The sequence below is a fragment of the Pseudomonas sp. GW821-FHT09C09 genome (assembly GCF_059418105.1).
Genome location: NZ_JBWKPF010000001.1, coordinates 829132 through 852169 on the forward strand (window position 1 = coordinate 829132; position 23038 = coordinate 852169).

The 23038-nt window shown below is 62.3% G+C and carries 16 protein-coding genes; 8 read left to right on the forward strand and 8 right to left on the reverse strand.

From position 1 onward, the window contains the following. Positions 1 to 6: 6 nt before the first annotated feature. The 6 genes from AC07NR_RS04050 to AC07NR_RS04075 form a co-directional block, all read right to left on the reverse strand. Positions 7 to 633: a response regulator transcription factor gene (locus AC07NR_RS04050; RefSeq protein WP_248738777.1), complete on the reverse strand. Its 627-nt coding sequence runs from the start codon at positions 631 to 633 to the stop codon at positions 7 to 9. A 155-nt stretch (positions 634 to 788) separates the two neighbouring features. Next, positions 789 to 1208 (reverse strand): chemotaxis protein CheY, encoded by a 420-nt coding sequence (locus AC07NR_RS04055; RefSeq protein WP_248738776.1) that lies wholly within the window; start codon positions 1206 to 1208, stop codon positions 789 to 791. A 145-nt stretch (positions 1209 to 1353) separates the two neighbouring features. Further along, entirely contained in the window at positions 1354 to 2070 is a 717-nt protein-coding gene (locus tag AC07NR_RS04060; RefSeq protein WP_085711975.1) for an MgtC/SapB family protein, read from the reverse strand. 54 nt (positions 2071 to 2124) lie between these two features. Then, entirely contained in the window at positions 2125 to 4824 is a 2700-nt protein-coding gene (gene mgtA, locus AC07NR_RS04065; RefSeq protein WP_248738775.1) for a magnesium-translocating P-type ATPase, read from the reverse strand. Positions 4825 to 5316: 492 nt separating this feature from the next. Continuing rightward, positions 5317 to 6654 carry a lysine N(6)-hydroxylase/L-ornithine N(5)-oxygenase family protein gene (locus AC07NR_RS04070; protein ID WP_495077858.1) on the reverse strand — a complete coding sequence of 446 codons (1338 nt, stop codon included), beginning with the start codon at positions 6652 to 6654 and terminating at the stop codon, positions 5317 to 5319. A 133-nt stretch (positions 6655 to 6787) separates the two neighbouring features. After that, entirely contained in the window at positions 6788 to 7270 is a 483-nt protein-coding gene (locus tag AC07NR_RS04075; protein WP_134826047.1) for a sigma-70 family RNA polymerase sigma factor, read from the reverse strand. 325 nt (positions 7271 to 7595) lie between these two features. Between AC07NR_RS04075 and AC07NR_RS04080 the strand changes: the two genes are divergently transcribed. The 3 genes from AC07NR_RS04080 to AC07NR_RS04090 are packed head-to-tail and all read left to right on the forward strand — an operon-like array spanning position 7596 to position 12135. Then, entirely contained in the window at positions 7596 to 8759 is a 1164-nt protein-coding gene (locus tag AC07NR_RS04080; protein ID WP_495077859.1) for an efflux RND transporter periplasmic adaptor subunit, read from the forward strand. Continuing rightward, positions 8760 to 10733 (forward strand): MacB family efflux pump subunit, encoded by a 1974-nt coding sequence (locus tag AC07NR_RS04085; RefSeq protein ID WP_495077860.1) that lies wholly within the window; start codon positions 8760 to 8762, stop codon positions 10731 to 10733. Between the two features lie 7 nt (positions 10734 to 10740). After that, positions 10741 to 12135, forward strand: a complete 1395-nt coding sequence (locus AC07NR_RS04090; RefSeq protein ID WP_495077861.1) for an efflux transporter outer membrane subunit — start codon at positions 10741 to 10743, stop codon at positions 12133 to 12135. Positions 12136 to 12192: 57 nt separating this feature from the next. On the opposite strand, the gene pvdP is transcribed toward AC07NR_RS04090, so the two are convergent. Then, positions 12193 to 13818: a pyoverdine maturation tyrosinase PvdP gene (gene pvdP, locus AC07NR_RS04095; RefSeq protein WP_495077862.1), complete on the reverse strand. Its 1626-nt coding sequence runs from the start codon at positions 13816 to 13818 to the stop codon at positions 12193 to 12195. Between the two features lie 217 nt (positions 13819 to 14035). Between pvdP and pvdM the strand changes: the two genes are divergently transcribed. From pvdM to AC07NR_RS04120, 5 genes are all read left to right on the forward strand, one after another. Next, on the forward strand, positions 14036 to 15406 hold the full coding sequence (pvdM, locus tag AC07NR_RS04100) for a pyoverdine-tailoring dipeptidase-like protein PvdM (protein ID WP_495077863.1): 1371 nt from the start codon (positions 14036 to 14038) through the stop codon (positions 15404 to 15406). Then, positions 15403 to 16689, forward strand: a complete 1287-nt coding sequence (gene pvdN, locus AC07NR_RS04105; protein ID WP_495077864.1) for a pyoverdine-tailoring periplasmic protein PvdN — start codon at positions 15403 to 15405, stop codon at positions 16687 to 16689. Before pvdM ends, pvdN begins: the two co-directional genes overlap by 4 nt. A 37-nt stretch (positions 16690 to 16726) precedes the next feature. Beyond that, a complete protein-coding gene (gene pvdO, locus AC07NR_RS04110) occupies positions 16727 to 17614 on the forward strand; it encodes a dihydropyoverdine dehydrogenase (RefSeq protein WP_085711965.1) in 888 nt (295 codons plus the stop codon). Between the two features lie 111 nt (positions 17615 to 17725). Beyond that, positions 17726 to 19375 (forward strand): cyclic peptide export ABC transporter, encoded by a 1650-nt coding sequence (locus AC07NR_RS04115; protein ID WP_495077865.1) that lies wholly within the window; start codon positions 17726 to 17728, stop codon positions 19373 to 19375. Positions 19376 to 19488: 113 nt separating this feature from the next. Continuing rightward, positions 19489 to 21969: a TonB-dependent siderophore receptor gene (locus AC07NR_RS04120; protein ID WP_495077866.1), complete on the forward strand. Its 2481-nt coding sequence runs from the start codon at positions 19489 to 19491 to the stop codon at positions 21967 to 21969. 65 nt (positions 21970 to 22034) lie between these two features. Here the strand turns inward: AC07NR_RS04120 and AC07NR_RS04125 are convergent, their stop codons facing one another. Continuing rightward, the gene (locus AC07NR_RS04125; RefSeq protein ID WP_248738767.1) at positions 22035 to 22991 is read right to left on the reverse strand and encodes an alpha/beta hydrolase; all 957 of its coding nucleotides are present in this window, start codon (positions 22989 to 22991) and stop codon (positions 22035 to 22037) included. Between the last annotated feature and the right edge of the window lie 47 nt (positions 22992 to 23038).

The window sequence follows — 23038 nt, forward strand, 5'->3', positions numbered from 1 at the left end:
AGGCTCTCAAAGCAGATGGTTGCGTCTGGCGAACTCACGCAACACCACCTGTGAGCTGACCCCGAGCTTGAGCATCAGGCGAGTCTTGTAGGTACTGATGGTTTTGTGGCTCAGGTTCATCTCCCGAGCGATGTCCTTGTTGGGCTTGCCATGCGCCAATTGCACGAGAATGTGTAACTCGCGATTGGACAATCCTTCGATTTGCTGCCGCTCGTCACTGTGCACACCGGAGTGCCCTGCGTTGACCTCAGGCAATTCCTGAAAATAGCTGTAACCCGAACGGACTGCCTTGATCGCACTCTGCAACTGCTGCAACTCGGCAGACTTGGCCACAAAAGCCATTGCACCTGCACGTCGGCAACGCACCAGGTAGCTGTTCGGATCGGCCGATGAAAAAATCACGACTTTGCAGACCAGCCCGAGGGCGTTGATCCGGTCCAGCACTTCAAGACCGCCCATTCCCTTGAGCTTCAAATCGAGCACGATCAATGTCGGCGCGTGGGCACGGATCATCGGCACCACGTCGACGCCACTCGAAGCGACATGAATCGGTTTATAGCCCAACGACTCCAGAACTATTCTGACGGCCTCGGCTACCACCGGGTGATCATCGACGACCAATGCTGAATCCATGACCACTCCCGGGCGAATACATGTCGATGACGCCACCGATCCTGCATGAACGGGACTACTGGTAGCTGCGCTACGACTGTTACACGGGACGCAAGTCGAAACACCTGTCAGACCTGACAGTTGCGCCATCGGCCGATCTGTGATCTGGCGCTCCATCACGCGAGGGATTTTGCCGGGCACATACGCGATGAACGCTCACGGGAAGCCTCGGCCGACGCCATCAACTGTGTGATGGCGCTCATTGAGGGCAGCGCTTCGTTACAGGTGGTGATCTTCGGCCGAAAGTATCCGGGAACAGCCGATGAGTTCAGCGCTTCGCCATAGACCAGTGCATGCCGGACCTGCGCCAGATCGAACAGAAATCCGTGCAGATCCGGTATTCCACCTGCCAGTTGAGAGTCGGTCACCAGCACATCGAACGGCTCGCAGCCGTAATCGATCAGTGACAGCAGTTCGGTGAAGTTCTGCACCGGTGCGATGCGGTAGTAATCGAGGGCATTGAACATCCGCTCGATCTTCATTCGGTGAAAATGCCGGGTGTCGGCGATCAAAATGCGCAAGGTTTTGTCGGCCATCGTGGAAGTCCCGCCAGTCGCTTCAAGTGGCGGCAAGACTACCCAAGCATCGAGGCATACTCTGTAGGACTATTCCGAAAATAACCGTCACTCATCCGGATTGACGGCCACCCATGCCAATGCCGGAAGATGGGCGTTCGCCTGGTTACTCCGTGGTACTCGGACTCCAGAACGCCTGTACCACCAGGTTCGACGTTGAAATCCGCTTCACCAGTGCGTCCAGTTCATCGCCGTCCACCGATGTCGTTGCGAGCGTGGCTTCGATCTCGATTTCGTCGGCACCGAAGGCGTGCACATCGACGTCACTGGCCGGGTAGTTGCTGCGTTCGAGCTCGGCTTCAAGCAAGGCGAACACGGCGGTCTGCTGCGAGCGCCGGGCAATCACATAGACGATGTTGGTGACTTCCGCCGAAACCACATCCAGCGGCTGGCGGTTGATGTTGTTGACGATCGGCCGCAGCAAGGTATTGGCGGCGAGCACGAACAAGGTGCCGAGCACCGCTTCGGCCAGCAGGTCGGCACCGGCACAGGCGCCCACCGCTGCCGAAGTCCAGAGTGTGGCGGCGGTATTGAGACCGCGCACGTTACCCTCTTCGCGCATGATCACACCGGCACCGAGAAAGCCGATCCCGGACACCACGTAGGCGACCACTCGGACCGCGCCTTCAGCACCGCCAAGACGGTTGGCCATGTCGACGAAAATCGCCGCGCCGACCGCCACCAGCACGTTGGTGCGCAAGCCCGCCGTGCGTTGCCGGTACTGGCGCTCGAAACCGATCAGGCCGCCGAGAATGAACGCCGCGCTGAGGCTGACCAGAGTATCGAGCAGCGAATCGAGGTTGATGTTGTTGATGGCTTGCATGTTGAACTCCTTGAAACCGCCCCCCTTGCTCCCACAAGGGGGGAATCATTCCTGTTACTGCCAGCCGAAGCGGCGAATGTAGAAGCCTTTCACGGCCTGGGTCAGTGCCATGTACGCCAGCAGGATCACCGGCAGGAACACGAAGTACATCGACGGCAGCGCCTGCAGTTTGAAGTAGTGTGCCAGCGGCCCCATCGGCAGGAAGATGCCCACGGCCATGATGATTCCGGTCATCACCAGCAGCGGCATGGCCGCGCGGCTTTGCAGGAACGGAATCTTCGGCGTGCGGATCATGTGCACGATCAGCGTCTGGGTCAGCAGCCCCACCACGAACCAGCCGGACTGGAACAGGGTCTGGTGATCCGGGGTGTTGGCATCGAACACGTACCACATCAAGGCGAACGTTGTGATGTCAAAGATCGAACTGATCGGACCGAAGAACAGCATGAAGCGCCCCACATCCCCCGGCTGCCAGCGTTGCGGCTGTTTCAGCATTTCGTCGTCGACGTTGTCGAACGGGATCGCGATCTGCGAAATGTCATACAGCAGGTTCTGCACCAGCAGGTGCATCGGCAGCATCGGCAGGAACGGAATGAACGCACTGGCCACCAGTACCGAGAACACGTTGCCGAAGTTCGAGCTGGCGGTCATCTTGATGTACTTGAGCATATTGGCGAAGGTCCGGCGCCCTTCCAGCACGCCCTCCTCCAATACCATCAGGCTCTTTTCCAGCAGGATGATGTCGGCCGCTTCCTTGGCGATGTCCACCGCGCTGTCCACGGAAATACCGATATCTGCGGTGCGCAGCGCTGGCGCGTCATTGATGCCGTCGCCCATGAACCCGACCACGTGGCCGTTACCCTTGAGGATGCGCACGATGCGTTCCTTGTGGGTCGGCGTCAGCTTGGCGAACACGTTGGTGGTCTCCACCGCCACCGCCAGTTCCGCGTCGCTCATGCGTTCGATGTCGTTGCCCATCAGCAGGCCTTGCTGAGCCAGGCCCACTTCGCGGCAGATCTTGGCGGTCACCAACTCGTTATCGCCGGTCAGTACTTTTACCGCAACGCCATGCTCGGCCAGCGCCTTGAGTGCCGGTGCGGTGCTTTCCTTCGGTGGGTCGAGGAATGCCACATAACCGATCAGTGTCAGTTCCTGCTCGTCGCCCAGGCTGTAAGTGTCGCGACCTTCAGGCATCGACCGTGCCGCCACCGCTACCACGCGCAAGCCTTCAGCGTTGAATGCTGCTGTTACCTGACGAATTCTCGCCAGCAATTCATCGCTCAAGGCTTCGTCGACTTCACCGTGACGAACCCGGGTGCACACCGACAACACTTCTTCCACCGCGCCTTTGCAGATCAACTGATGCGGTTGGCCGTGTCCTTCGACCACCACCGACATGCGCCGGCGATTGAAATCGAACGGGATCTCGTCGACCTTGCGATACGCCGTGCCGACCTTCAGTTCACGGTGGACCTCCACGTGTTCCAGTACCGCCACGTCGAGCAGGTTTTTCAGGCCGGTCTGGTAGTAGCTGTTCAGATAGGCCATTTCCAGCACGTCATCAGAGTCCTCACCCCAGACGTCGACATTGCGCGCCAGGAAGATTTTGTCCTGGGTCAACGTGCCGGTCTTGTCGGTGCACAGCACGTCCATGGCGCCGAAGTTCTGGATCGCGTCCAGGCGTTTGACGATGACTTTCTTGCGCGACAGGAACACCGCGCCCTTGGCCAGAGTCGAGGTGACGATCATCGGCAGCATTTCCGGGGTCAGGCCCACGGCGATCGACAATGCGAACAGCAGCGCTTCGGTCCAGTCACCCTTGGTGAAACCGTTGATGAACAACACCAGCGGCGCCATGACGAACATGAAACGGATCAACAGCCAGCTGACTTTGTTCACCCCTTGCTGGAACGAAGTCACCGCCCGATCGGTTGCCCCGACCCGCAGCGCCAGCGCACCGAAATAGGTGCTGTTGCCGGTGGTGAGAATCACCGCCACCGCTGTCCCGGACACCACGTTGGTGCCCATGAACAGGATGTTTTCCAGCTCCAGCGGGTTGCGCGTATCGCGATCCGCCTGGCGGGGGAATTTCTCTACCGGCATCGATTCGCCGGTCATCGCCGCCTGGCTGACGAACAGATCCTTGGCGCTGAGCACCCGGCAATCGGCGGGAATCATGTCGCCGGCCGAGAGCACGATCAGATCGCCCGGCACCAGTTGCTTGATCGGCAGTTCAGTGCGCGGCGCATCCCGGCGCAGCACGGTGGCGGTGTTGCTGACCATCGCCTTGAGCGCGTCGGCCGCCTGGTTGGATTTGCTTTCCTGCCAGAAGCGCAGCAGGGTCGAGAGCACCACCATCGAGAAAATCACGGTGGCGGCTTTCAGGTCGTCAGTCAGCCACGAGATCACCGCCAACAGGGTCAGCAGCAGGTTGAACGGGTTTTTGTAGCAGTGCCACAGGTGGGTCCACCACGGCAGCGGTTGCTCATGCTCGACTTCGTTGAGGCCATGCTGTGCACGCAGCACATCGACTTCGAAATCGGTGAGGCCGTCGGTGTGCGTGCCGAGGTTCGACAGCAGCACGCCGCTGTCGCAATGGGCGGCGTCCACCAGCGTATTGGCCAGGGTGGGCGGCACTTCACGGCTGACCGTGGTGTCGCGAAGACTTTCCAGCACGGCCAGACGACGGAAGTGCCGGGCGATGTGACGGGTCCGCAGGAAGCCTGCGAAAAATTCCTTGAGCGTAAGTTTCATGGCTGTTGCCCCTATGGTCAGCCGGGAAACCGTCAAGCAGGTACGTCCAGCCCTCTTGCACCGAAAATTCGGCACGGCAAGGGTTGGCGCGCCAGTCAAAAAAGACAGGCGTGTCGATAGGGCTGCGATTGCGACAATGAAGTCGAAACCACGCTCTTTTCAGCGTCGATGAGAAGGACGTCGGGACATGGTCTCAGCTGACCATGATCGGGATGCCGCTGCTCGCTGTTCGGCGAGACAACGGCACAAAGGAATGCGCGTTATCTTGCCGAGAATCTGCCGGTTACAAGGACCGGCCGACAACTGTCACTCGAACAAGTACCCACTGTGGGTCTCCGCTATTGATGAAAACGCGCGAAGCTTACGCCCCGATGCCTGGAGAGTAAACCCGTAAAAGGAATGAGGTTGGGGGATGTGGAGGTCATTCAGGAAGGGTTCAGGATTGGCCCGGAAACGACTCCCGCGCTCGGCGCGGGAGTCATCAGGACGTCATCAGCTGGCAGTCGCCAACAACAGATCCATCACCGAGCGGCTGTGCCCACGGTTCTTGCCATGCTCATACAGCGAGCCGGCAATTTCGTCCGCGCGGATCGGCAGGATCGACAGCAGCGTATCGCTCAGACCGTGGCTGGCCTGGCAGAAGCCCTGCATGTACAGACCGGCCTTGCAGCGCTCGTCGGTGATCAGTTTGTAGTTGCGATCGACCTCGAAGTCGCCCAGGTACTCTTCCAGCGGCGCCAGCAGCTTGCGGTGCATCTGACGCTCGTAACCGGTGGCCAGCACCACGGCGTCGTAGACGCGGACGGTAACTTCACCCGTGGCGTTGTTGCGCACCGCCAGTTCGATGCCGCGTTCGGTAGCGGTGGTTTTCTCGACAGTGGTCAGGGTGCGGAACGCGTGGCGTGCCACGCCCGAGACTTTCTGGCGGTAGAAGATGCCGTAGATGCGCTCGATCAGGTCGATGTCCACCACCGAGTAGTTGGTGTTGTGGTACTCGTTGACCAGACGCTCACGCTCGCTGCTCTGCTGCTGGAAGATCAGGTCGGTGAATTCCGGCGAGAACACCTCGTTGACGAACGGGCTGTCGTCCGCCGGTTTCAGCGCCGAGCCGCGCAGGATCATGTCGACCTGCACTGACGGGAACGAATCGTTCAGGTCGATGAAGGCTTCCGCCGCGCTCTGGCCGCCGCCGATGATCGCGATGCTCATCGGCTGGTTGCTCACGCACGGTTGCTTGGCCATCTCGGCCAGGTATTGCGAGTGATGGAATACCCGGGCATCGCCCTTGAGCGCCTTGAACGATTCGGGAATGCGCGGGGTGCCACCAGCGCTGACCACAACGGAACGTGCGGTGCGCACGAATTGCTGGCCGTCGGTGCCACGGGAAATCACTCGCAACGCTTCGACCTGATGGTTGTGCAGCACCGGCTCGATGGTCAGCACTTCTTCGCCATAACGACTCTGTTCGGTGAACTGCGCGGCCACCCAGCGCAGGTAGTCGTTGTACTCCATGCGGCACGGGTAGAAGGTGCCGAGGTTGATGAAGTCCACCAGACGACCGTGGTGCTTGAGGTAATTGACGAACGAGTACGGGCTGGTCGGGTTGCGCAGGGTCACCAGATCCTTGAGGAAGGAAATCTGCAATTCGCTCTGGGTCGACAGCGTATTGCCGTGCCAGCTGTAGGTCGGTTGTTTGTCGAGAAACAGCACATCCAGCTCGCCGAGGGTCGGAGCACGCTCCTGCAGAGCGATGGCCAGCGCCAGGTTCGAAGGGCCGAAACCGACGCCGATCAGATCGTGAACGATGGGCGATGCAATTGCCTGTGTCATTTCCAGTGTCCTCTGGATGAACCCCCGAACAGCGCGGAGGAAGAGCTTGGGTGACCGGCCGGCCCGGGACAGGACAACAGGTCGTCTGTTGAGTAGGAACGAGGACAGTGAAATAAAATTTAACGCAGGGGCTTCAGTGAGCATCCCATTGCTTGATTCGCTGGCGGCAATGCTTCATGGCGTTGACGATGTGCTTTTCCACCAGGGCCTTGGAAATGCCAAGGCGTTCGGCGATCTCGGGATGGGACATGCCTTCGATCTTGCGCAGCAGAAAACTGTCGCGGCACAGCGGCGCAAGCTCGGCCAATGCGCGTTGCAACATGTCCAGGCGCTGGCCGTGGTCGAGGGTGCTGTGGGGCGACGGGGTGAAATAGCGCTCTTCGCTGTCGAGCACTTCCAGGGATTCGACCTGACGCAGGGCATTGCGCCGATGATCGTCGATCACCAGATTCAGCGCGGTGCGATAGAGGAAGGCCCGGGGTTGTTCGATCGGCGTATCGCTGGAGCGCTCCAGTACCCGCACATAGGCGTCATGCACCACATCTTCGGCCACCTGTCGGTTGCCGAGCTTGGCGTTCAGGAAACACACCAGCTCGCGATAGTAGTTTTCCAACATGACTCCCGGCCGCTTGAGTGCGGGTTCTGTCCTTGAGCACACCGTTTTTTCGGCCCCCGCGAAGCGGTAGCACGATGGTGGCAACGTGAGGCGCGTAATTTATAGTAATTCTCATATAGATTTAAAGTGGTGATTCTCCTTCGCTGACAAATAGCCCGTTCCGGCAACCTGTAACTTCGTGTGTGAACACTTAAATTCCCTTGCACATGCATCGTTTACAGGACAGCTCCCCCGTGTCTGTCGTGCCTTGCGACAGCGTTCAGCGACCGACCGAACCTGCTCACCTGCTGAACGACGGGCCGAATTCCACTGGCCGGAACCCTGCATGAAACGTCCCCTCCCCGCCCGCCGTGCCCTGTTCGTTGCCCTTTGCCTGATCCCCGTCATCGCGGTTGCCGCGTGGCAGGTACTGCCGCCCGGTCGTGAAACGCTTGCCACCGTTCAAGTAACCCGTGGCGAAATCGAAAACAGCGTGACCGCCCTGGGCACCCTGCAACCACGTCGCTATGTGGATGTCGGTGCGCAGGCGTCCGGGCAGATCCAGAAAATTCACGTCGAGGCCGGTGATGTGGTCAAGGAAGGCCAGTTGCTCGTGGAAATCGATCCCTCCACGCAAAAGGCCAAACTCGACGCTGGCCGGTTTTCCATCGAGAACCTGAAGGCGCAGTTGCAGGAACAACGCGCCCAGCATGAGCTGGCGCAGCAGAAGTACCAGCGCCAGCAGAAACTCGCCGCCGGGGGCGCCACCCGCGAGGAAGACGTCCAGACCGCCCGGGCCGAAGTACGCGCCACCCAGGCCCGGATCGACATGTTCCAGGCACAGATTCGTCAGGCCCAGGCCAGTCTGCGCAGTGACGAGGCCGAGCTTGGCTACACACGCATCTACGCGCCGATGTCCGGCACAGTGGTGGCCGTGGGTGCCCGGGAAGGCCAGACACTTAACGCGCAACAACAGACCCCGTTGATTCTGCGGATCGCACGGCTTTCCCCGATGACCGTGTGGGCCGAGGTTTCCGAAGCCGACATCGGTCACGTCAAGCCGGGCATGACGGCTTACTTCACGACCCTCAGTGGCGGCACCCGGCGCTGGAGCAGCACCGTGCGGCAGATCCTGCCGGTGCCGCCGCGTCCGCTCGAACAGAGTCAGGGCGCCAGTCCCACCAGCGGTCGCAGCGGCAGCGAACGGGTGGTGCTTTACACGGTATTGCTGGATGTCGAAAACACCGACAACAGCCTGATGACCGACATGACGGCCCAGGTGTTCTTCGTTTCACAGCAGGCGCAAAACACCCTGACCGTGCCCACCGCTGCCCTGCAGCGCAGCAGCCGTGCGGAATGGCAATCGGCGCAGGTCGTCGCCGCCAATGGCGAGATTCAATCCCGGGAAGTCCGGATCGGCATCCGCGACCGCTTGCGCACGCAAATCCTCGAAGGGCTTGCCGAAGGCGATCACGTCCTGAGCAGTCCGGCCACCGGCAACGGAGGCTGAATGCAAACGCCCCTGATTGACCTGCGGCAGATCCGCAAAGCCTACGGCGGCGGAGACAGCCCGCTGGTGGAAGTGCTGCGCGGCATTGATCTGTCGATTCATGCCGGCGAATTCGTGGCGATCGTCGGTGCCTCCGGCTCCGGCAAATCGACACTGATGAACATCCTCGGCTGCCTCGACCGTCCCAGCAGCGGCGAGTACCTGTTTGCCGGGGAAAATGTCGCCCGGCTGGACACTGACGCCCTGGCCTGGCTGCGACGCGAAGCGTTCGGATTCGTGTTCCAGGGCTATCACCTGATTCCGTCCGGTTCAGCCCAGGAAAACGTCGAGATGCCGGCGATCTATGCCGGCACACCGGCCGCCGAACGTCACGCCCGGGCCCACGCCCTGCTCACCCGCCTGGGCCTCGGCAGCCGCACCGCCAACCGCCCGCACCAGCTCTCCGGCGGACAACAGCAGCGGGTGTCAATTGCCCGGGCGCTGATGAATGGCGGCCATATCATTCTTGCCGACGAACCCACTGGTGCGCTGGACAGCCACAGTGGCGCCGAAGTCATGACCCTGCTCGATGAGCTGGCGGATCAGGGCCACGTGGTGATCCTCATCACCCACGACCGCGAAGTCGCGCAACGCGCCAAACGCATCATCGAAATCCGCGACGGCCTGATCATCAGCGATACCGCCAACCCGCAATCGCCTGCCACACCCGCCGCCGGTTCCGGCACATTGCAAGCCGTGGATCTGCGCGAGCGTCTGACCACCGGCAGCACCCAGAGCGGCGCCTGGAAAGGCGAACTGGTGGATGCCGTGCAAGCGGCCTGGCGCGTCATGTGGGTCAACCGCTTCCGCACCGCGCTGACTCTGCTTGGGATCGTCATCGGCGTCGCGTCCGTGGTGGTCATGCTGGCGGTGGGCGAAGGCAGCAAGCGCCAGGTGATGGCGCAGATGGGGGCATTCGGCTCCAACATCATCTATCTCAGCGGCGCGGCGCCCAACCCGCGCACACCGCCGGGCATCATCACCCTCGATGACGTCGCCGAACTGGCCGCCCTGCCTCAGGTTGAACGCATCATGCCGGTCAACGGCGCCACCGCCGGCGTGCGTTTCGGCAATGCCGACCACACCAGTTACGTAGGTGGCAACGACACCAACTTCCCGACCATCTTCAACTGGCCGGTGATCCAGGGCAGCTATTTCACCCAGGCCGATGAAGACAGCGCCGCTGCCGTCGCGGTGATCGGGACCAAGGTGCGCGACAAACTGCTCAAGGATGTCGCCGACCCTGTCGGTCAGTACATCCTGATCGAAAACGTGCCGTTCCAGGTGCTCGGGGTGCTCGCGGAAAAAGGCTCCAGCTCCGGCGACTCGGACAGTGACAACCGGATCGCCGTGCCCTACTCCGCTGCCAGCATGCGCCTGTTCGGCAGCCGCAATCCGGAATACGTGGTGATTGCCGCGCGGGATGCGCGCCGGGTCAAGGAAGCCGAGCACGCCATCGAACAAGCGATGCTGCGCCGGCACAACGGGAAGAAGGATTTCGAGCTGACCAACAACGCCGCGATGATTCAGGCCGAGGCCCGTACCCAGGGCACGCTGTCGCTGATGCTCGGAGCGATTGCCGCCATTTCCCTGTTGGTGGGCGGTATCGGCGTGATGAACATCATGCTCATGACCGTGCGCGAACGCACCCGGGAAATCGGCATCCGCATGGCCACCGGCGCCCGCCAGCGCGACATCCTGCGCCAGTTCCTGACCGAAGCGGTGATGCTCTCGGTGGTCGGCGGCATTGCCGGGATCAGCCTGGCGATGCTGGTCGGCGGTGTGCTGCAACTCAGCGGTGTGGCCATGGCGTTCCAGTGGATCGCCGTGATCGGCGCCTTCGGTTGCGCGCTGGCCACCGGCGTCATCTTCGGCTTCATGCCGGCCCGCAAGGCCGCCCGGCTCGACCCGGTCAAGGCCCTCACCAGTGAATGATCGACCTATGAAAGCCCACCTGACACTTCTCGCCGCCAGCGTTTTGCTGGCGGCCTGCGGCAGCCCCGCGCCGCGCCCCGACAGCGGCCTGCAACCACCGCCGGCATGGCAATCGCCGGAACCTCCCGGCGCCAGCCAGAGCGATCGACAATGGTGGACGCACTTCGGCAGCTCGGAACTCGATCAACTGATCGATCAGGCAAGACTGGGCAGCCATGACCTGGCCGCCGCCGTCGCCCGGGTCAGGCAGGCCCAGGCCGGTGCGACCATCGCCGGCGCCCCGCTGCTGCCGGAAATCAAGGCCGGCCTGAATGCCAACCGGCAGAAACTCCTGCACGGCAAAGGCTATAGCCAGCTCGATGTGAACCCGAACAAACGCTCGCTGGATTATTACGATGCCGAGTTGAGCGCCAGTTACGAAATCGATTTCTGGGGTGGTAAACGTGCCGCCCGGGACAGCGCGGTGTTCGCCGTGCAGGCCAGTGAGTTCGACCGCTCGACGGTGGAACTGACCCTGCAAAGCGCCGTCGCCAACAGCTACACCCAGGCGCTGGCGCTGCGTGAGCAGGCGCGAATTGCCGAGCTCAACCTGGCCAATGCACAGAGCGTGTTGCATCTGGTGCAGACGCGCTACGACGCCGGCGGCGCCACCGCGCTGGAGCTGGCCCAGCAAAAAAGCCTGGTCGCCGAGCAACAACGCAAACTGCCGTTGACGCAACAACAGGGGCGTGAAGCCCTGATCACTCTGGCGGCACTGCTCGGCCAACCCGTACAGGAATTGCCATCGCCCAAACAGTCGTTCGCCCAATTGCAATGGCCAGACATTGCCAGCGGCGTGCCCAGCGAGCTGCTGCAACGACGCCCGGACATCGCCAGCGCCGAAGCAAAACTGGCCGCTGCCCAGGCGGATGTGACCGTTGCCCGCGCCGCCATGCTGCCCAAGTTGACGCTGACCGCCAGCCTGGGTACCGGCGCCGACCTCGCGGCGGATTTGCTGCGTACCACCTTCTACAATTTGTCGTCGGGCCTGGTGGCGCCGATTTTCAACAACGGTCGCCTCAGCGCCGAGCGCGACAAGGCCACGGCGCGTCAGGAAGAGCTGCTGGAAACCTATCGCGGCGCGATCATCAATGGCTTTGCGGACGTCGAAAAAGCCCTCACGAGCATTCGCGGCCTCGATGAACAACGTCAGTGGCAAAGCGAAGAACTGCGCCAGGCACAGACCGCGTTCGACATTGCCCAGAGCCGCTATCAGGCCGGCGCCGAGGATCTGCTGACGGTGCTGCAGACTCAACGCACGCTGTACGCCGCCCAGGACTTGAACGTGCAACTGCGGCTGTCACGCCTGCAGGCCAGCATTGCGCTGTACAAGGCGCTGGGCGGGGGCTGGCAAGTGATCTGAAAACAGCCCTGTTCCAGGCAAAAAAATCGCAGCCACCGGGCTGCGATTTTTTTGTCTTCAGAGCTGCCGCCCTTTGACCTTCAGGTGCCTGGCGTACCACGGCCGCTGCGGAATCCGGCGAAACAGATCGGCCATGTTGTTTTCATCGCCGAAGGTGATGCGCAGCGCCAGTTTCATGGTTTCCGGGTCCATCTCCACCGAGCGCCCCACCTGCAGGCCGGGAACGGTGCTGCAACCATGGGTGTCCGGGCCGAGCCACGGGTCATCGACCTCGACCCATCGCCCCGGCGCAAACCATGGCACGCCATTGACCTGCATGCGGCTCACTTCACCCGGATGAAAGCGTTCGTGAGCGCGATACCAGTCCTCGATGCGGTCGTCGATCCAGCCATGGAAGCGCCAGAACACCGGGTTCACATGGGAGGAAAACGGGTCGCCGAGGAAGTCGTTTTCGGCGGCGTACCAACGGGCCGCGAAGTCCGCCTGATCCCGGGCCATCGGCAGCGGAATATCGTTGGAAGGATCGCGCGCCACTGACGCCCAGCGCATGTGCAGCCAGTCGTGCAGGCCCAGTTCGACTTCCGAGCCGAACTGGCCGAGGGTCAGTTTCGAGAGATAGCGCGGATCGGTGTACTGCGACTCCCAGACCTGGAAGTTGCTGTGATAGGTCTCGGCGGCCTTGATGTCGCTGACCCACTTTGTGTATTCGTCATCGCCCTCCGCCAGCCAGGTCGGCGGCAAGGCGTTGCCGTCGTGGTTGTCGAAGTAGCGGGCAAAACCCTGACGGTCACGTTCCAGTTCCGGTTGCGGCGCGGGGAATCTCGACCACGACGGCAGATCCTGCATCGAACGGGCGACGCCCAGCATGTGGCGATGCATGAAGAAAAAGTCGACGCCAGAACCGTTGCGATCCTTGCGCGGGCCACGCGCGTCGCGCTCCTTGTCCCGAGGGCCGGGTTGCCAGCCGATGCCGCGCAACGCGTCGCGTTTTTTCTCCGACAGTTTGTGCCACTTGTCCCGCGAGGCATGCCAGAGCTGGTGAAACAGGCGATGTTCGGGCGACACCAGCCACGCCAGCAATGTCGGGTTCAGGCCGGTCCGCTCACGGGCCTCGGGGAAGCGGCGCTTGATGGCGATGAAACGATTGTCGAGTTCCGGCAGAGCCAGCGGCCGGTCCAGCCGCAGCACCTGCCCGGTAAACGTGCCGCTGCCGGCATTGCCGAAGGCCGCCCAGACTTCGTCCAGCTTGACCCTGAACTCATAGACTGCCGGCGCTTGCGGCATGTCCGTACGCATCAGGCGCCAGTAAAGCTCCGCGCCATTGCCCGGAGCCAGATCGCCAATGACTTCATAGTGCGGCGTAGCGTCGGTGCGCAAGCGCGGGCCGGTATCGAGACACCCGCGCAAACCGCGCCCGCGCTGGGCAATATCGAGAAACAGTTCCAGGCCTTCACGGGGCAAACCGTCGAGTCCGGCATTGGCCCCCGTGAAGCGGATGTCCCAGATCCCGCGCAGGTTGTCGGCCAGTTGCTGCCCGGCGGTGTCCGCCAGATCGACCGTGGCCTCGCCCGGCGTGATCGGCTCCTCCTCGCGGGTCAGCTCACGATGTGCATAAAAAGCGGCAGGCAGCGCAGCGCCCGTGAGTGCCATGCCCGCCATGAACCAGCGTCGAGAGATCGTCATTGCCCTACCTGTGTCAGCCATGAAGCAGGCTTTATCCAAGCTAGAACGTTTGCTGGATCGGTAAATTTATCGCTGTCCGAAAAGAACCTCGTCATGCTCGGCTGTCTTCGCCCGTTGTTTTGCCGCCACGCTAAATTCTTTGTCGCCTCAGTCGTTCCTCCCAGATAGCAAAGGCCCCTGCGCCTGTAACTCGACGGCGAACCTGAATGAGATGGCAATGACAAAACCGCGTTCGAAAAAGGCTCTATACATTGGCCTGCCGCTGGCCATGGCAATCAGTGCCGGCTCAGGCTTCCTGGCCTGGGATTACTGGTTCAGGGACAACCCCGGCTACCCGGTCAAGGTGATGAAACAGGCCACCGAACTGCAGGACCGGATCCTGTCCTTCGACAGCCACATCACCGTGCCCCTGAGTTTCGGCGCTCACGGTAATGAAGCCGACAAGGATGGCTCCGGGCAGTTCGACCTGATCAAGGCCAATCGTGGACGGTTGTCCGGCGCGGCGCTGACCGTGTTCGGCTGGCCGGAAATGTGGAACGGCCCGAACGCGCCACACCGCCCTACCGACGGTTTCGTCGAAGAAGCGCGCAATCAGCAGGAGGTGCGCTACAAGATCATTTCCGGACTGGTGCGCGACTTTCCCAATCAGGTCGGCATCGCCTACACCCCGGACGATTTCCGCCGCCTGCACGGCGAAGGCAAGTTTGCGATTTTCATCAGCATGCTCAACGCCTACCCGCTGGGCAACGACCTGAGCAAACTGGACCTGTGGGCCGGTCGCGGCATGCGCATGTTCGGCTTCAGCTACATCGGCAACAACAGCTGGGCGGACTCTTCGCGCCCGCTGCCGTTTTTCAATGACTCCCCGGATGCACTTGACGGTCTCTCCGACATCGGCAAACAGGCCGTGCACCGTCTCAACGACCTGGGCGTGATCATCGATGTCTCGCAGATGTCGACCAAGGGCCTGGAACAGGTCGCGCAGCTGAGCCGCACCCCGCTGGTGGCGTCGCACTCGGCGCCGAGAGCGGCCGTGGACATTCCGCGCAACCTCAGCGACAAGGAATTGCAGCTGATCAAGAACAGCGGCGGCGTGGTGCAGGTGGTCGGCTTCTCGCAATACCTCAAGCCGCTGACCCAAGGCACCCAGGACAAGCTCAACGCGCTGCGTGCGCGTTTCGATCTGCCGCCACTGCCGAACCTGGCCATGGCCCTGATGCCGGGCGACCCGATCATCACCGCCTGGTCTGAACAGAAACTCGGCCAGTACGCCAGCGGCCTGTACGGGATTCTCGAAGAAGAGCCGAAAGCCACCCTCAAGGATCTCGGCGACGCCATCGACTACACCGTGCGCAAGATCGGCATCGACCACGTCGGCATCGCTTCCGACTTCAACGACGGCGGCGGCATCAAGGGTTGGGAGAACGTCGGCGAGATCCGCAACGTCACCGCCGAACTGATCCAGCGCGGTTACTCCGAAGCGGACATCGCCAAGCTGTGGGGCGGCAATTTCCTGCGGGTCTGGGAACAGGTACAGAAAGCCGCCAAACCTGCGCTGCTTTCTCGCCAGGACACGACCCGACCATGACCGACCGCCGCACTTTCCTGAAACAGGCCGGCGTACTGGCGGCCACCCTGCCGCTGGGCGTCAGCCTGGCTGCACCGGCCCGGGCGGCCGATCCGCAGGCCTCGCCGCAAGACAAATGGACGACCCTGCGCGGGATGTTCGAACAGGATCCGCAGTCGATCCACTTCGCCAACTTCCTCGTCACCTCCCACCCAAGACCCGTGCGTGAAGCCATCGCTCGCTACCGTGCAGACATCGACCGCAATCCGGGTCTGGCCATGGACTGGGATCTGGGCGTCACCGAAAAACGCGAGGAAAACGTGCGGGTCTGGGCCGGCAAATACCTGCAGGCCAGGCCGAGCCAGATCGCCCTGACCGGCAGCACCACCGAAGGTCTGGCAATGATCTACGGCAGCGTGCAGGTGCGCCCGGACCAGGAAATCCTGACCACGGTTCACGAGCATTACTCGACCCGCAACATCCTCGATTTCCGCACCGCCCGCGACGGCACCCGGGTGCGCAAACTCAAGTTGTTCGAGACCCCGCAAGACGTGTCGATGGATCAGGTGCTCGACACTATCAATCGCAATATCCGCCCCGAAACCCGCGTCCTCGGCATGACCTGGGTGCATTCGGGCAGCGGCGTGAAACTGCCGATCGGCGACATCGCCCACCTCGTCGACCAACACAACCGGAATCGGGACGACAAGGACCGGATCATTTACGTGGTCGACGGCGTGCACGGTTTCGGCGTCGAAGACCTGGATTTCCCGCAGATGAATTGCGACTTCTTCATCGCCGGCACGCACAAATGGATGTTCGGCCCACGCGGCACCGGGATCGTCTGCAGTCGCAGCGACGAAGTGAAATACGTCAGTCCCAGCGTGCCGACCTTCTCCGAAGCCACGACCTTCGCCAACACCATGACCCCGGGCGGCTATCACGCCTTCGAACACCGCTGGGCGGTGGACGAAGCGTTCAAGCTGCACCTGCAACTGGGCAAGGCCGACGTGCAGGCCCGCATCCATCAGCTCAACAGCTACCTGAAACAGCGTTTGCAGGAACAGCCAGGAATCGAACTGGTGACGCCGGTCGATCCGAAGTTCTCCGCCGGTTTCAGTTTCTTCCGGGTCAAGGGTCGCGACAGCGATGACATCGCCGCCCGCCTGATGAAACACCGCGTGGTCTGCGATGCCGTCAGCCGCGACGTCGGCCCGGTGATCCGTACCGCACCCGGCCTGCTCAACACTGAAGCCGAAGTAGACCGTTTCCTCGATTTGCTGGGCAAGACGCTGCGCGCCTGAACCCTGCGCCCCGGTTTCCTTTACACAGAGACGACCCATGAAAAAGCCTCATGCCTCAACCGCCTTCAAGGCGTTGCCCGCCCTGGCCCTGACCGCCCTGTGCGCGGCCCTTCTGCCCGGCACTGCCTCGGCCGCCACCCCGCCGGCCCCCGGCAAGGTGTTCAAGGACTGCAAGGACTGCCCGGAAATGGTGGTCCTGCCGACCGGCAGTTTCACCATGGGCACACCCGACGACGAAGTCGGCCGCGAACCCGACGAAGGCCCGCGCCATCAAGTGACCTTCACCCGACCGTTCGCCATCAGCCGCTTTCAAGTGCTGGTCGGCGAGTGGGACGCCTACGTCCGCGAGACCGGCGCCAAGCCCTATGACTTCGATGATCGCCCGGGCCGTCGCTGCACCGCTGGCAAGCCGGAATTCAAGCAGACCAAGCGCGATCCGGCCGTGTGCATGAACGTCGCCGAAGCCCAGGGCTACATCGACTGGCTGTCGAAAAAGACCGGCCACAGCTATCGCTTGCCGAGCGAGTCGATCCGCGAATACGCGGCCCGTGGCGGCAGCACCGGCCCGTTCCCCTTCCCGTTCGATGAAGGCAGCGATTACCAGATCTCCAAACATGCCAACACTTATGGCGCCGCCGACGGTTACAACTTCACCTCCCCGGCCGGCACCTTCCCGGCCAACGCCTTTGGCGTGTACGACGCCCACGGCAACGTCTACGAGTGGACCGCCGACTGCTATCACAAGGATTACTCCGGCGTGCCCGACGACGGCCGTCCATGGACCCAGGAGAACTGCGAACGCCAGGTCATGCGCGGCAACGACTGGGGCGAAGCACCGGTGTTTTCCCGCTCGGGCAACCGCAACAGCAGCTGGCCGACCAGCAAGGGCGACTGGCTCGGTTTTCGCGTAGTGCGCGACCTCTGATCCTGCCTGTCGGCGACCGCAGCCCGTCTGCGGTCGTTGTTAAAGAAACCCCGTGACCATTCGTTTTCCTTACATACCGGCACTCCCTCCGCACCGAAGCAGGAATCCTCCATGACCAAGCCAACGCGTGGGGCGATCAACGAATTGTTCGCCCTGCTCAAGCCCTTCCGCCTGATTGTCTGCGTGTCCATCGTGCTCGGCATGATCGGCGGCCTGAGCGTCACCGTGCTGCTGGCAACCATCAACAACGCCTTGCACTCGTCCGACGGACTGACCCGCACCGTGGTGATGATTTTCGCCGGGCTGTGCGCCCTGGCCTTGCTGACCACGATCCTGTCCGATATCGGCACCAACTATGTCGGTCAACACATCATCGCCCGCCTGCGCAAGGAGCTGGGGGAGAAGGTGCTGTCGGCGCCGATCGACCAGATCGAGCGCTACCGCAGCCATCGCCTGATCCCCGTGCTGACCCATGACGTGGACACCATCAGCGACTTCGCCTTTGCATTCGCACCGCTGGCCATTTCCATGACGGTGACCCTGGGCTGCCTCGGCTACCTGGCCATGCTGTCCTGGCCGATGTTCCTGATGATGCTGGTGGCGATTGCCATCGGCACCACCATCCAGGCGATTGCCCGGGCCAAGGGCATGCGCGGTTTCTACGCCGCGCGCGACTCCGAGGACGAACTGCAGAAGCACTACAACGCGATTGCCGAAGGCGCCAAGGAACTGCGCATCCACCGTCCGCGCCGCCAACGCATGTTCGTGTCGGGCATCCAGAAAACCGCGGAAAAGATCTGCTACACCCAGATCCGCTCCATCAACACCTTCGTGATCGCCAAGTCGTTCGGCTCGATGCTGTTCTTCGTGGTGATCGGCATGGCGCTGGCCCTGCAATCGTTCTGGCCGAGCGGTGACCAGGCGGTGATGAGCGGTTTCGTGCTGGTGCTGCTGTACATGAAAGGCCCGCTGGAACATCTGGTCGGCACGCTGCCGATCATCAGCCGCGCACAGATCGCGTTCCGCCGGATTGCCGAACTGAGCGAACAGTTCTCCTCGCCCGAGCCACACCTGTTGCTGGAGGATCACGGCAGCAAACCCGGCGTGGTCAGCCACCTGGAACTGAACAACGTGCGCTACGCCTTCCCGCCCGTCCCCGGCAGCGAGCCGTTCCGCCTCGGGCCGGTCAACCTGCGCATCGAGCAAGGCGACATCGTGTTCATCGTCGGTGAAAACGGTTGTGGCAAGACCACCCTGATCAAACTCCTGCTGGGCCTGTATGCGCCCACCGAAGGTGAAATCCGGGTCAACGGCCAGCCGATCACCGCCCTGAACCGCGACGACTATCGACAGAACTTCACCACGATCTTTGCCGACTACTACCTGTTCGACGACCTGATCCAGGGTGACCGCGAAGTGCCGCAGGACGCCACCCGCTACCTCGAACGGCTGGAGATCGCGCACAAGGTCAGCGTGCGTGACGGCGCCTTCAGCACCACCGACCTGTCTACCGGCCAACGCAAGCGCCTGGCGCTGGTCAATGCCTGGCTCGAAGAGCGTCCGGTGCTGGTGTTCGACGAATGGGCCGCCGACCAGGACCCGACATTCCGGCGGATTTTCTACACCGAACTGCTGCCCGACCTGAAACGTCTGGGCAAGACCATCATCGTGATTTCCCACGATGACCGTTACTTCGACGTCGCCGATCAACTGGTGCGCATGGAGGCCGGCAAGGTCAAAAGCGAACTGCAAACCGCTTGATCGATGAAGCCGCGGCCAGACCGGAAAAAATATTTCCGGTTTACCGCGGCTTCCTCGTCTCAATCAGACAAATAAGAACCATTAACAACTATACCTGCCAAGGTCTTAATCACATGTCCGCATCCCGCTTCATGCTTCGACCACTGACCCGAGCCCTGCTCATGCACGGTGCCTCCCGCTCTCGCCTGGCCACCACTTGCCTGGGACTGGCAATGACGCTGGCCGTCACCCCGTATGTCCAGGCCCAGGAATGGACCCTGAACATCCCGGCGCAGCCACTGGCCCAGGCCCTGCAATCGCTCGGTCAGCAGACCAGCCTGCAGATCATCTACAGCCCGGAAAGCCTGCAAGGCCTGCGTTCCACCGCCCTCAGCGGCCGATACGCAGACGACAGCGCAATCGCGGCCATGCTCAAGGGCACCGGCATCCGCCATCAGCGTGACGGCAACACCGTGACCCTGCTGGCACCCGCCACCGGCAGCGCGATGGAACTGGCACCGACCAACATCAACGGCCAGCGTCTGACAGAGACCACCGAAGGCAGCAACTCCTACACCACCGGCGGCGTGACCATCGGCAAGGGCGTGCATTCGCTGAAGGAGACCCCGCAGTCGGTCACGGTCATGACCCGCAAGATGCTGGATGACCAGAACCTCAACACCATCGAACAAGTGATGGAAAAGACCCCGGGCATCACCGTTTACGATTCGCCCATGGGCGGCAAGTATTTCTATTCCCGCGGTTTCCGCATGAGCGGCCAGTACCAGTACGACGGCGTGCCGCTGGACATCGGCAGCAGCTACGTACAGGCCGACAGCTTCAACAGCGACATGGCCATTTATGACCGCGTCGAAGTGCTGCGCGGTGCCGCCGGCATGATGAAAGGCGCAGGCGGTACGGCCGGTGGCGTCAACTTCGTGCGCAAGCGCGGCCAGGACACCCCGCACACCCAACTGTCGCTTTCGGCAGGCTCGTGGGACAACTATCGCGGTCAGGTCGACACCGGCGGCCCGCTGAACGACGCCGGCACCATCCGTGGCCGCGCCGTGGTCACCCAGCAGACCCGTCAGTACTTTTATGACGTGGCCAGCCGCAAGGACCAGATCTACTACGGCGCCCTGGACTTCGACCTCAACCCCGACACCACACTGGGCCTGGGCATGGCCTATGAAGACGTCGACGCCACACCTTGCTGGGGCGGTCTGCCGCGCTACGCCGACGGCTCCGACCTGCACCTCAAGCGCTCCACCTGCCTGAACACCTCGTGGAACAACCAGCGCAGCAAACGCGCCACCTACTTCGGCGACGTGAAACACCAGTTCAACGACGACTGGTCCCTGAAGGTGGCCGGGGTCTTCTCGCGCAACACCCAGGACATGGAATACGCGTTCCCGAGCGGTGCGGTACCGGTCGGCGCCACCAGCTCGAACACGCTGATGCTGGGGAGCATCTACGACTACGAGCAGACCGACTACGGCTTCGATGCCTACGTGGACGGCAAATTCGACGCGTTCGGCCAGCAGCACGAAATCACCGTCGGCGCCAACGCCAGCCGCTCCCGCAAGGATGACTTCTACGCCGTGGCGGCCCTGCCACAGCGCCAGAACGTGCTGGACCCGAACCATCACCTGCCCAAGCCTGACGAAAGCTACTACCTGGCCAATGCCTCCCGGGGCGGTCCGGTAGACATCAGCATCAAGCAATACGGCGTTTACTCCACCGCCCGCCTGAAACTGGCCGATCCACTGACCTTCGTACTGGGCAGCCGTGTCAGCTGGTACAAGTCCGACTCCGACTCCGTGCAGTACTTCCGCGGCGAGGGCACTCCGGTCAACACCAAGTCCACCGAAACCGGACAGGTCACCCCGTTTGCCGGGCTGTTGTTCGATCTCAATGACAACCTGACCGCGTATGCCAGCTACACCGATATCTTCACCCCGCAGGGCGGCTACAAGACCATCGACGGCGGCACCCTCAAACCGCTGATCGGCCAGAGCTACGAGCTGGGGATCAAGGGCGAGTGGTTCGACGGTCGCCTGAACAGCTCCTTCAACCTGTTCCGCACCATTCAGAAAGATGCGGCCCAGGATGACCCGCGCTGTGAAGACAGTTCCTGCTCGCTGAACTCCGGCAAGGTCCGCGCCCAGGGCTTCGAAGCGGAAGTCAGCGGTGAAGTGATCGATCGCCTGCAACTGCTGGCCGGCTACACCTACACCCAGACCAAAGTGCTGGAAGATGCCGACGCCACCCAGGACGGCGTGGTCTACAACTCCTACGTGCCGCGCCACCTGCTGCGCGTCTGGGGCGACTACAGCCTGAGCGGTCCTCTGGATCGCGTCACCATCGGTGCCGGCGTCAACGCCCAGAGCGGCAACTACCGCACCTCGCCACTGGGCGGTGACAACATCACCCAGTCGGGTTACGCGGTCTGGAACGGTCGCATCGGCTACCGCATCGATGACACCTGGTCCGTCGCCCTCAACGGCAACAACCTGTTCGACAAACGCTACTACGCCACTGTGGGCACCGAAGGTTTCGGTAACTTCTATGGCGATCCGCGCAACTTCGTGATGTCGGTCAAAGCCGACTTCTGATTGCAGCGATCATGAAAAAACCCCGCATTGCGGGGTTTTTTTTGGCCTGCGATCGGGTCTGTGGCTCAGTTCAAAACGCGATGCAGCGCACGGCTCAGGGTTTCGTGTACCTGCAGGACATCGGGCATCACCGACGCCAGCCTGAGCAAGTCGTGCGTCAGCCCCTGGCAATGCTCGAGCTCGACGCTCACACCGTGCTCACGCAACTTGTCGACATACGCCTGCCCCTCATCGAGCAGCGGATCGAACCCGGCCAGCACCACAATGGCCGGGGCGACACCCCGCAGATCTTCGGCCAGCAACGGCGAGAAACGCCAGTCCAGATAATCTTCCGGGGTGCGCGCGTAATGCCCATAAAACCAGTCCAGTGTCTCGTCTTCGAGCAGATAGCCTTCGCTGAACAGGGCCCGCGAATCATGGGCACGCGAGGCGTCGGTAACCGGATAGCACAACAACTGAGCCTTGGGCGCGATGGCCACGGTGTGCGGCTGGACCACCGCTTGCACCGCCAGTACCGTGGCCAGCGTGGCCCCGGCGCTGTCACCGCCGAACGCGACCCGGCCCGGGTCCAGGCCCAACGACGCCGCGTGTTCGGCCAGCCACGACAAGGCGTCCTCACCGTCTTCCAGCGCCGTCGGGAAACGGTGCTCCGGCGCCAGTCGATAGCCCACCGAGAGCACCGCGCACGGCGTGCGCCGGCAGAACTCGCGGCACACGCCGTCATGGGAATCCAGGCTCCCGACCACAAACCCGCCACCGTGGAAATACACCAGCACCGGCATTGGCGCTGACTCACCGTGCGGGCGATACAGGCGCAGCGCCAAAGGCGCACCGTCCCGAGCGGTCGCGCTGATGGCTTGCACGTCCAGGTCCTCGGGCGCCGTCCAGCGCAACTGCGCGGTGGTCTGTTCGAAGGTATCCCGGGCCTGGGCCGGGGTCATTTGGTGCAGCGCCGGCAGACCGGCCTCCTGGCTGTCTTGAGCCAGGTCGAGAAAGGCTTCCAGATCAGGGTGTAACGACATCGCGAAGATCCTTGTATCAGCAAAAAAGGGGCGCGCCTCGGCAACGC

What these genes read in the sequence shown, in the direction of transcription:
- AC07NR_RS04050 (WP_248738777.1), bottom strand. Translation starts at nt 633, where the DNA reads ATGGATTCAGCATTGGTCGTCGATGATCACCCGGTGGTAGCCGAGGCC.
- AC07NR_RS04055 (WP_248738776.1), bottom strand. Translation starts at nt 1,208, where the DNA reads ATGGCCGACAAAACCTTGCGCATTTTGATCGCCGACACCCGGCATTTT.
- AC07NR_RS04060 (WP_085711975.1), bottom strand. Translation starts at nt 2,070, where the DNA reads ATGCAAGCCATCAACAACATCAACCTCGATTCGCTGCTCGATACTCTG.
- mgtA (WP_248738775.1), bottom strand. Translation starts at nt 4,824, where the DNA reads ATGAAACTTACGCTCAAGGAATTTTTCGCAGGCTTCCTGCGGACCCGT.
- AC07NR_RS04070 (WP_495077858.1), bottom strand. Translation starts at nt 6,654, where the DNA reads ATGACACAGGCAATTGCATCGCCCATCGTTCACGATCTGATCGGCGTC.
- AC07NR_RS04075 (WP_134826047.1), bottom strand. Translation starts at nt 7,270, where the DNA reads ATGTTGGAAAACTACTATCGCGAGCTGGTGTGTTTCCTGAACGCCAAG.
- AC07NR_RS04080 (WP_495077859.1), top strand. Translation starts at nt 7,596, where the DNA reads ATGAAACGTCCCCTCCCCGCCCGCCGTGCCCTGTTCGTTGCCCTTTGC.
- AC07NR_RS04085 (WP_495077860.1), top strand. Translation starts at nt 8,760, where the DNA reads ATGCAAACGCCCCTGATTGACCTGCGGCAGATCCGCAAAGCCTACGGC.
- AC07NR_RS04090 (WP_495077861.1), top strand. Translation starts at nt 10,741, where the DNA reads ATGAAAGCCCACCTGACACTTCTCGCCGCCAGCGTTTTGCTGGCGGCC.
- pvdP (WP_495077862.1), bottom strand. Translation starts at nt 13,818, where the DNA reads ATGACGATCTCTCGACGCTGGTTCATGGCGGGCATGGCACTCACGGGC.
- pvdM (WP_495077863.1), top strand. Translation starts at nt 14,036, where the DNA reads ATGACAAAACCGCGTTCGAAAAAGGCTCTATACATTGGCCTGCCGCTG.
- pvdN (WP_495077864.1), top strand. Translation starts at nt 15,403, where the DNA reads ATGACCGACCGCCGCACTTTCCTGAAACAGGCCGGCGTACTGGCGGCC.
- pvdO (WP_085711965.1), top strand. Translation starts at nt 16,727, where the DNA reads ATGAAAAAGCCTCATGCCTCAACCGCCTTCAAGGCGTTGCCCGCCCTG.
- AC07NR_RS04115 (WP_495077865.1), top strand. Translation starts at nt 17,726, where the DNA reads ATGACCAAGCCAACGCGTGGGGCGATCAACGAATTGTTCGCCCTGCTC.
- AC07NR_RS04120 (WP_495077866.1), top strand. Translation starts at nt 19,489, where the DNA reads ATGTCCGCATCCCGCTTCATGCTTCGACCACTGACCCGAGCCCTGCTC.
- AC07NR_RS04125 (WP_248738767.1), bottom strand. Translation starts at nt 22,991, where the DNA reads ATGTCGTTACACCCTGATCTGGAAGCCTTTCTCGACCTGGCTCAAGAC.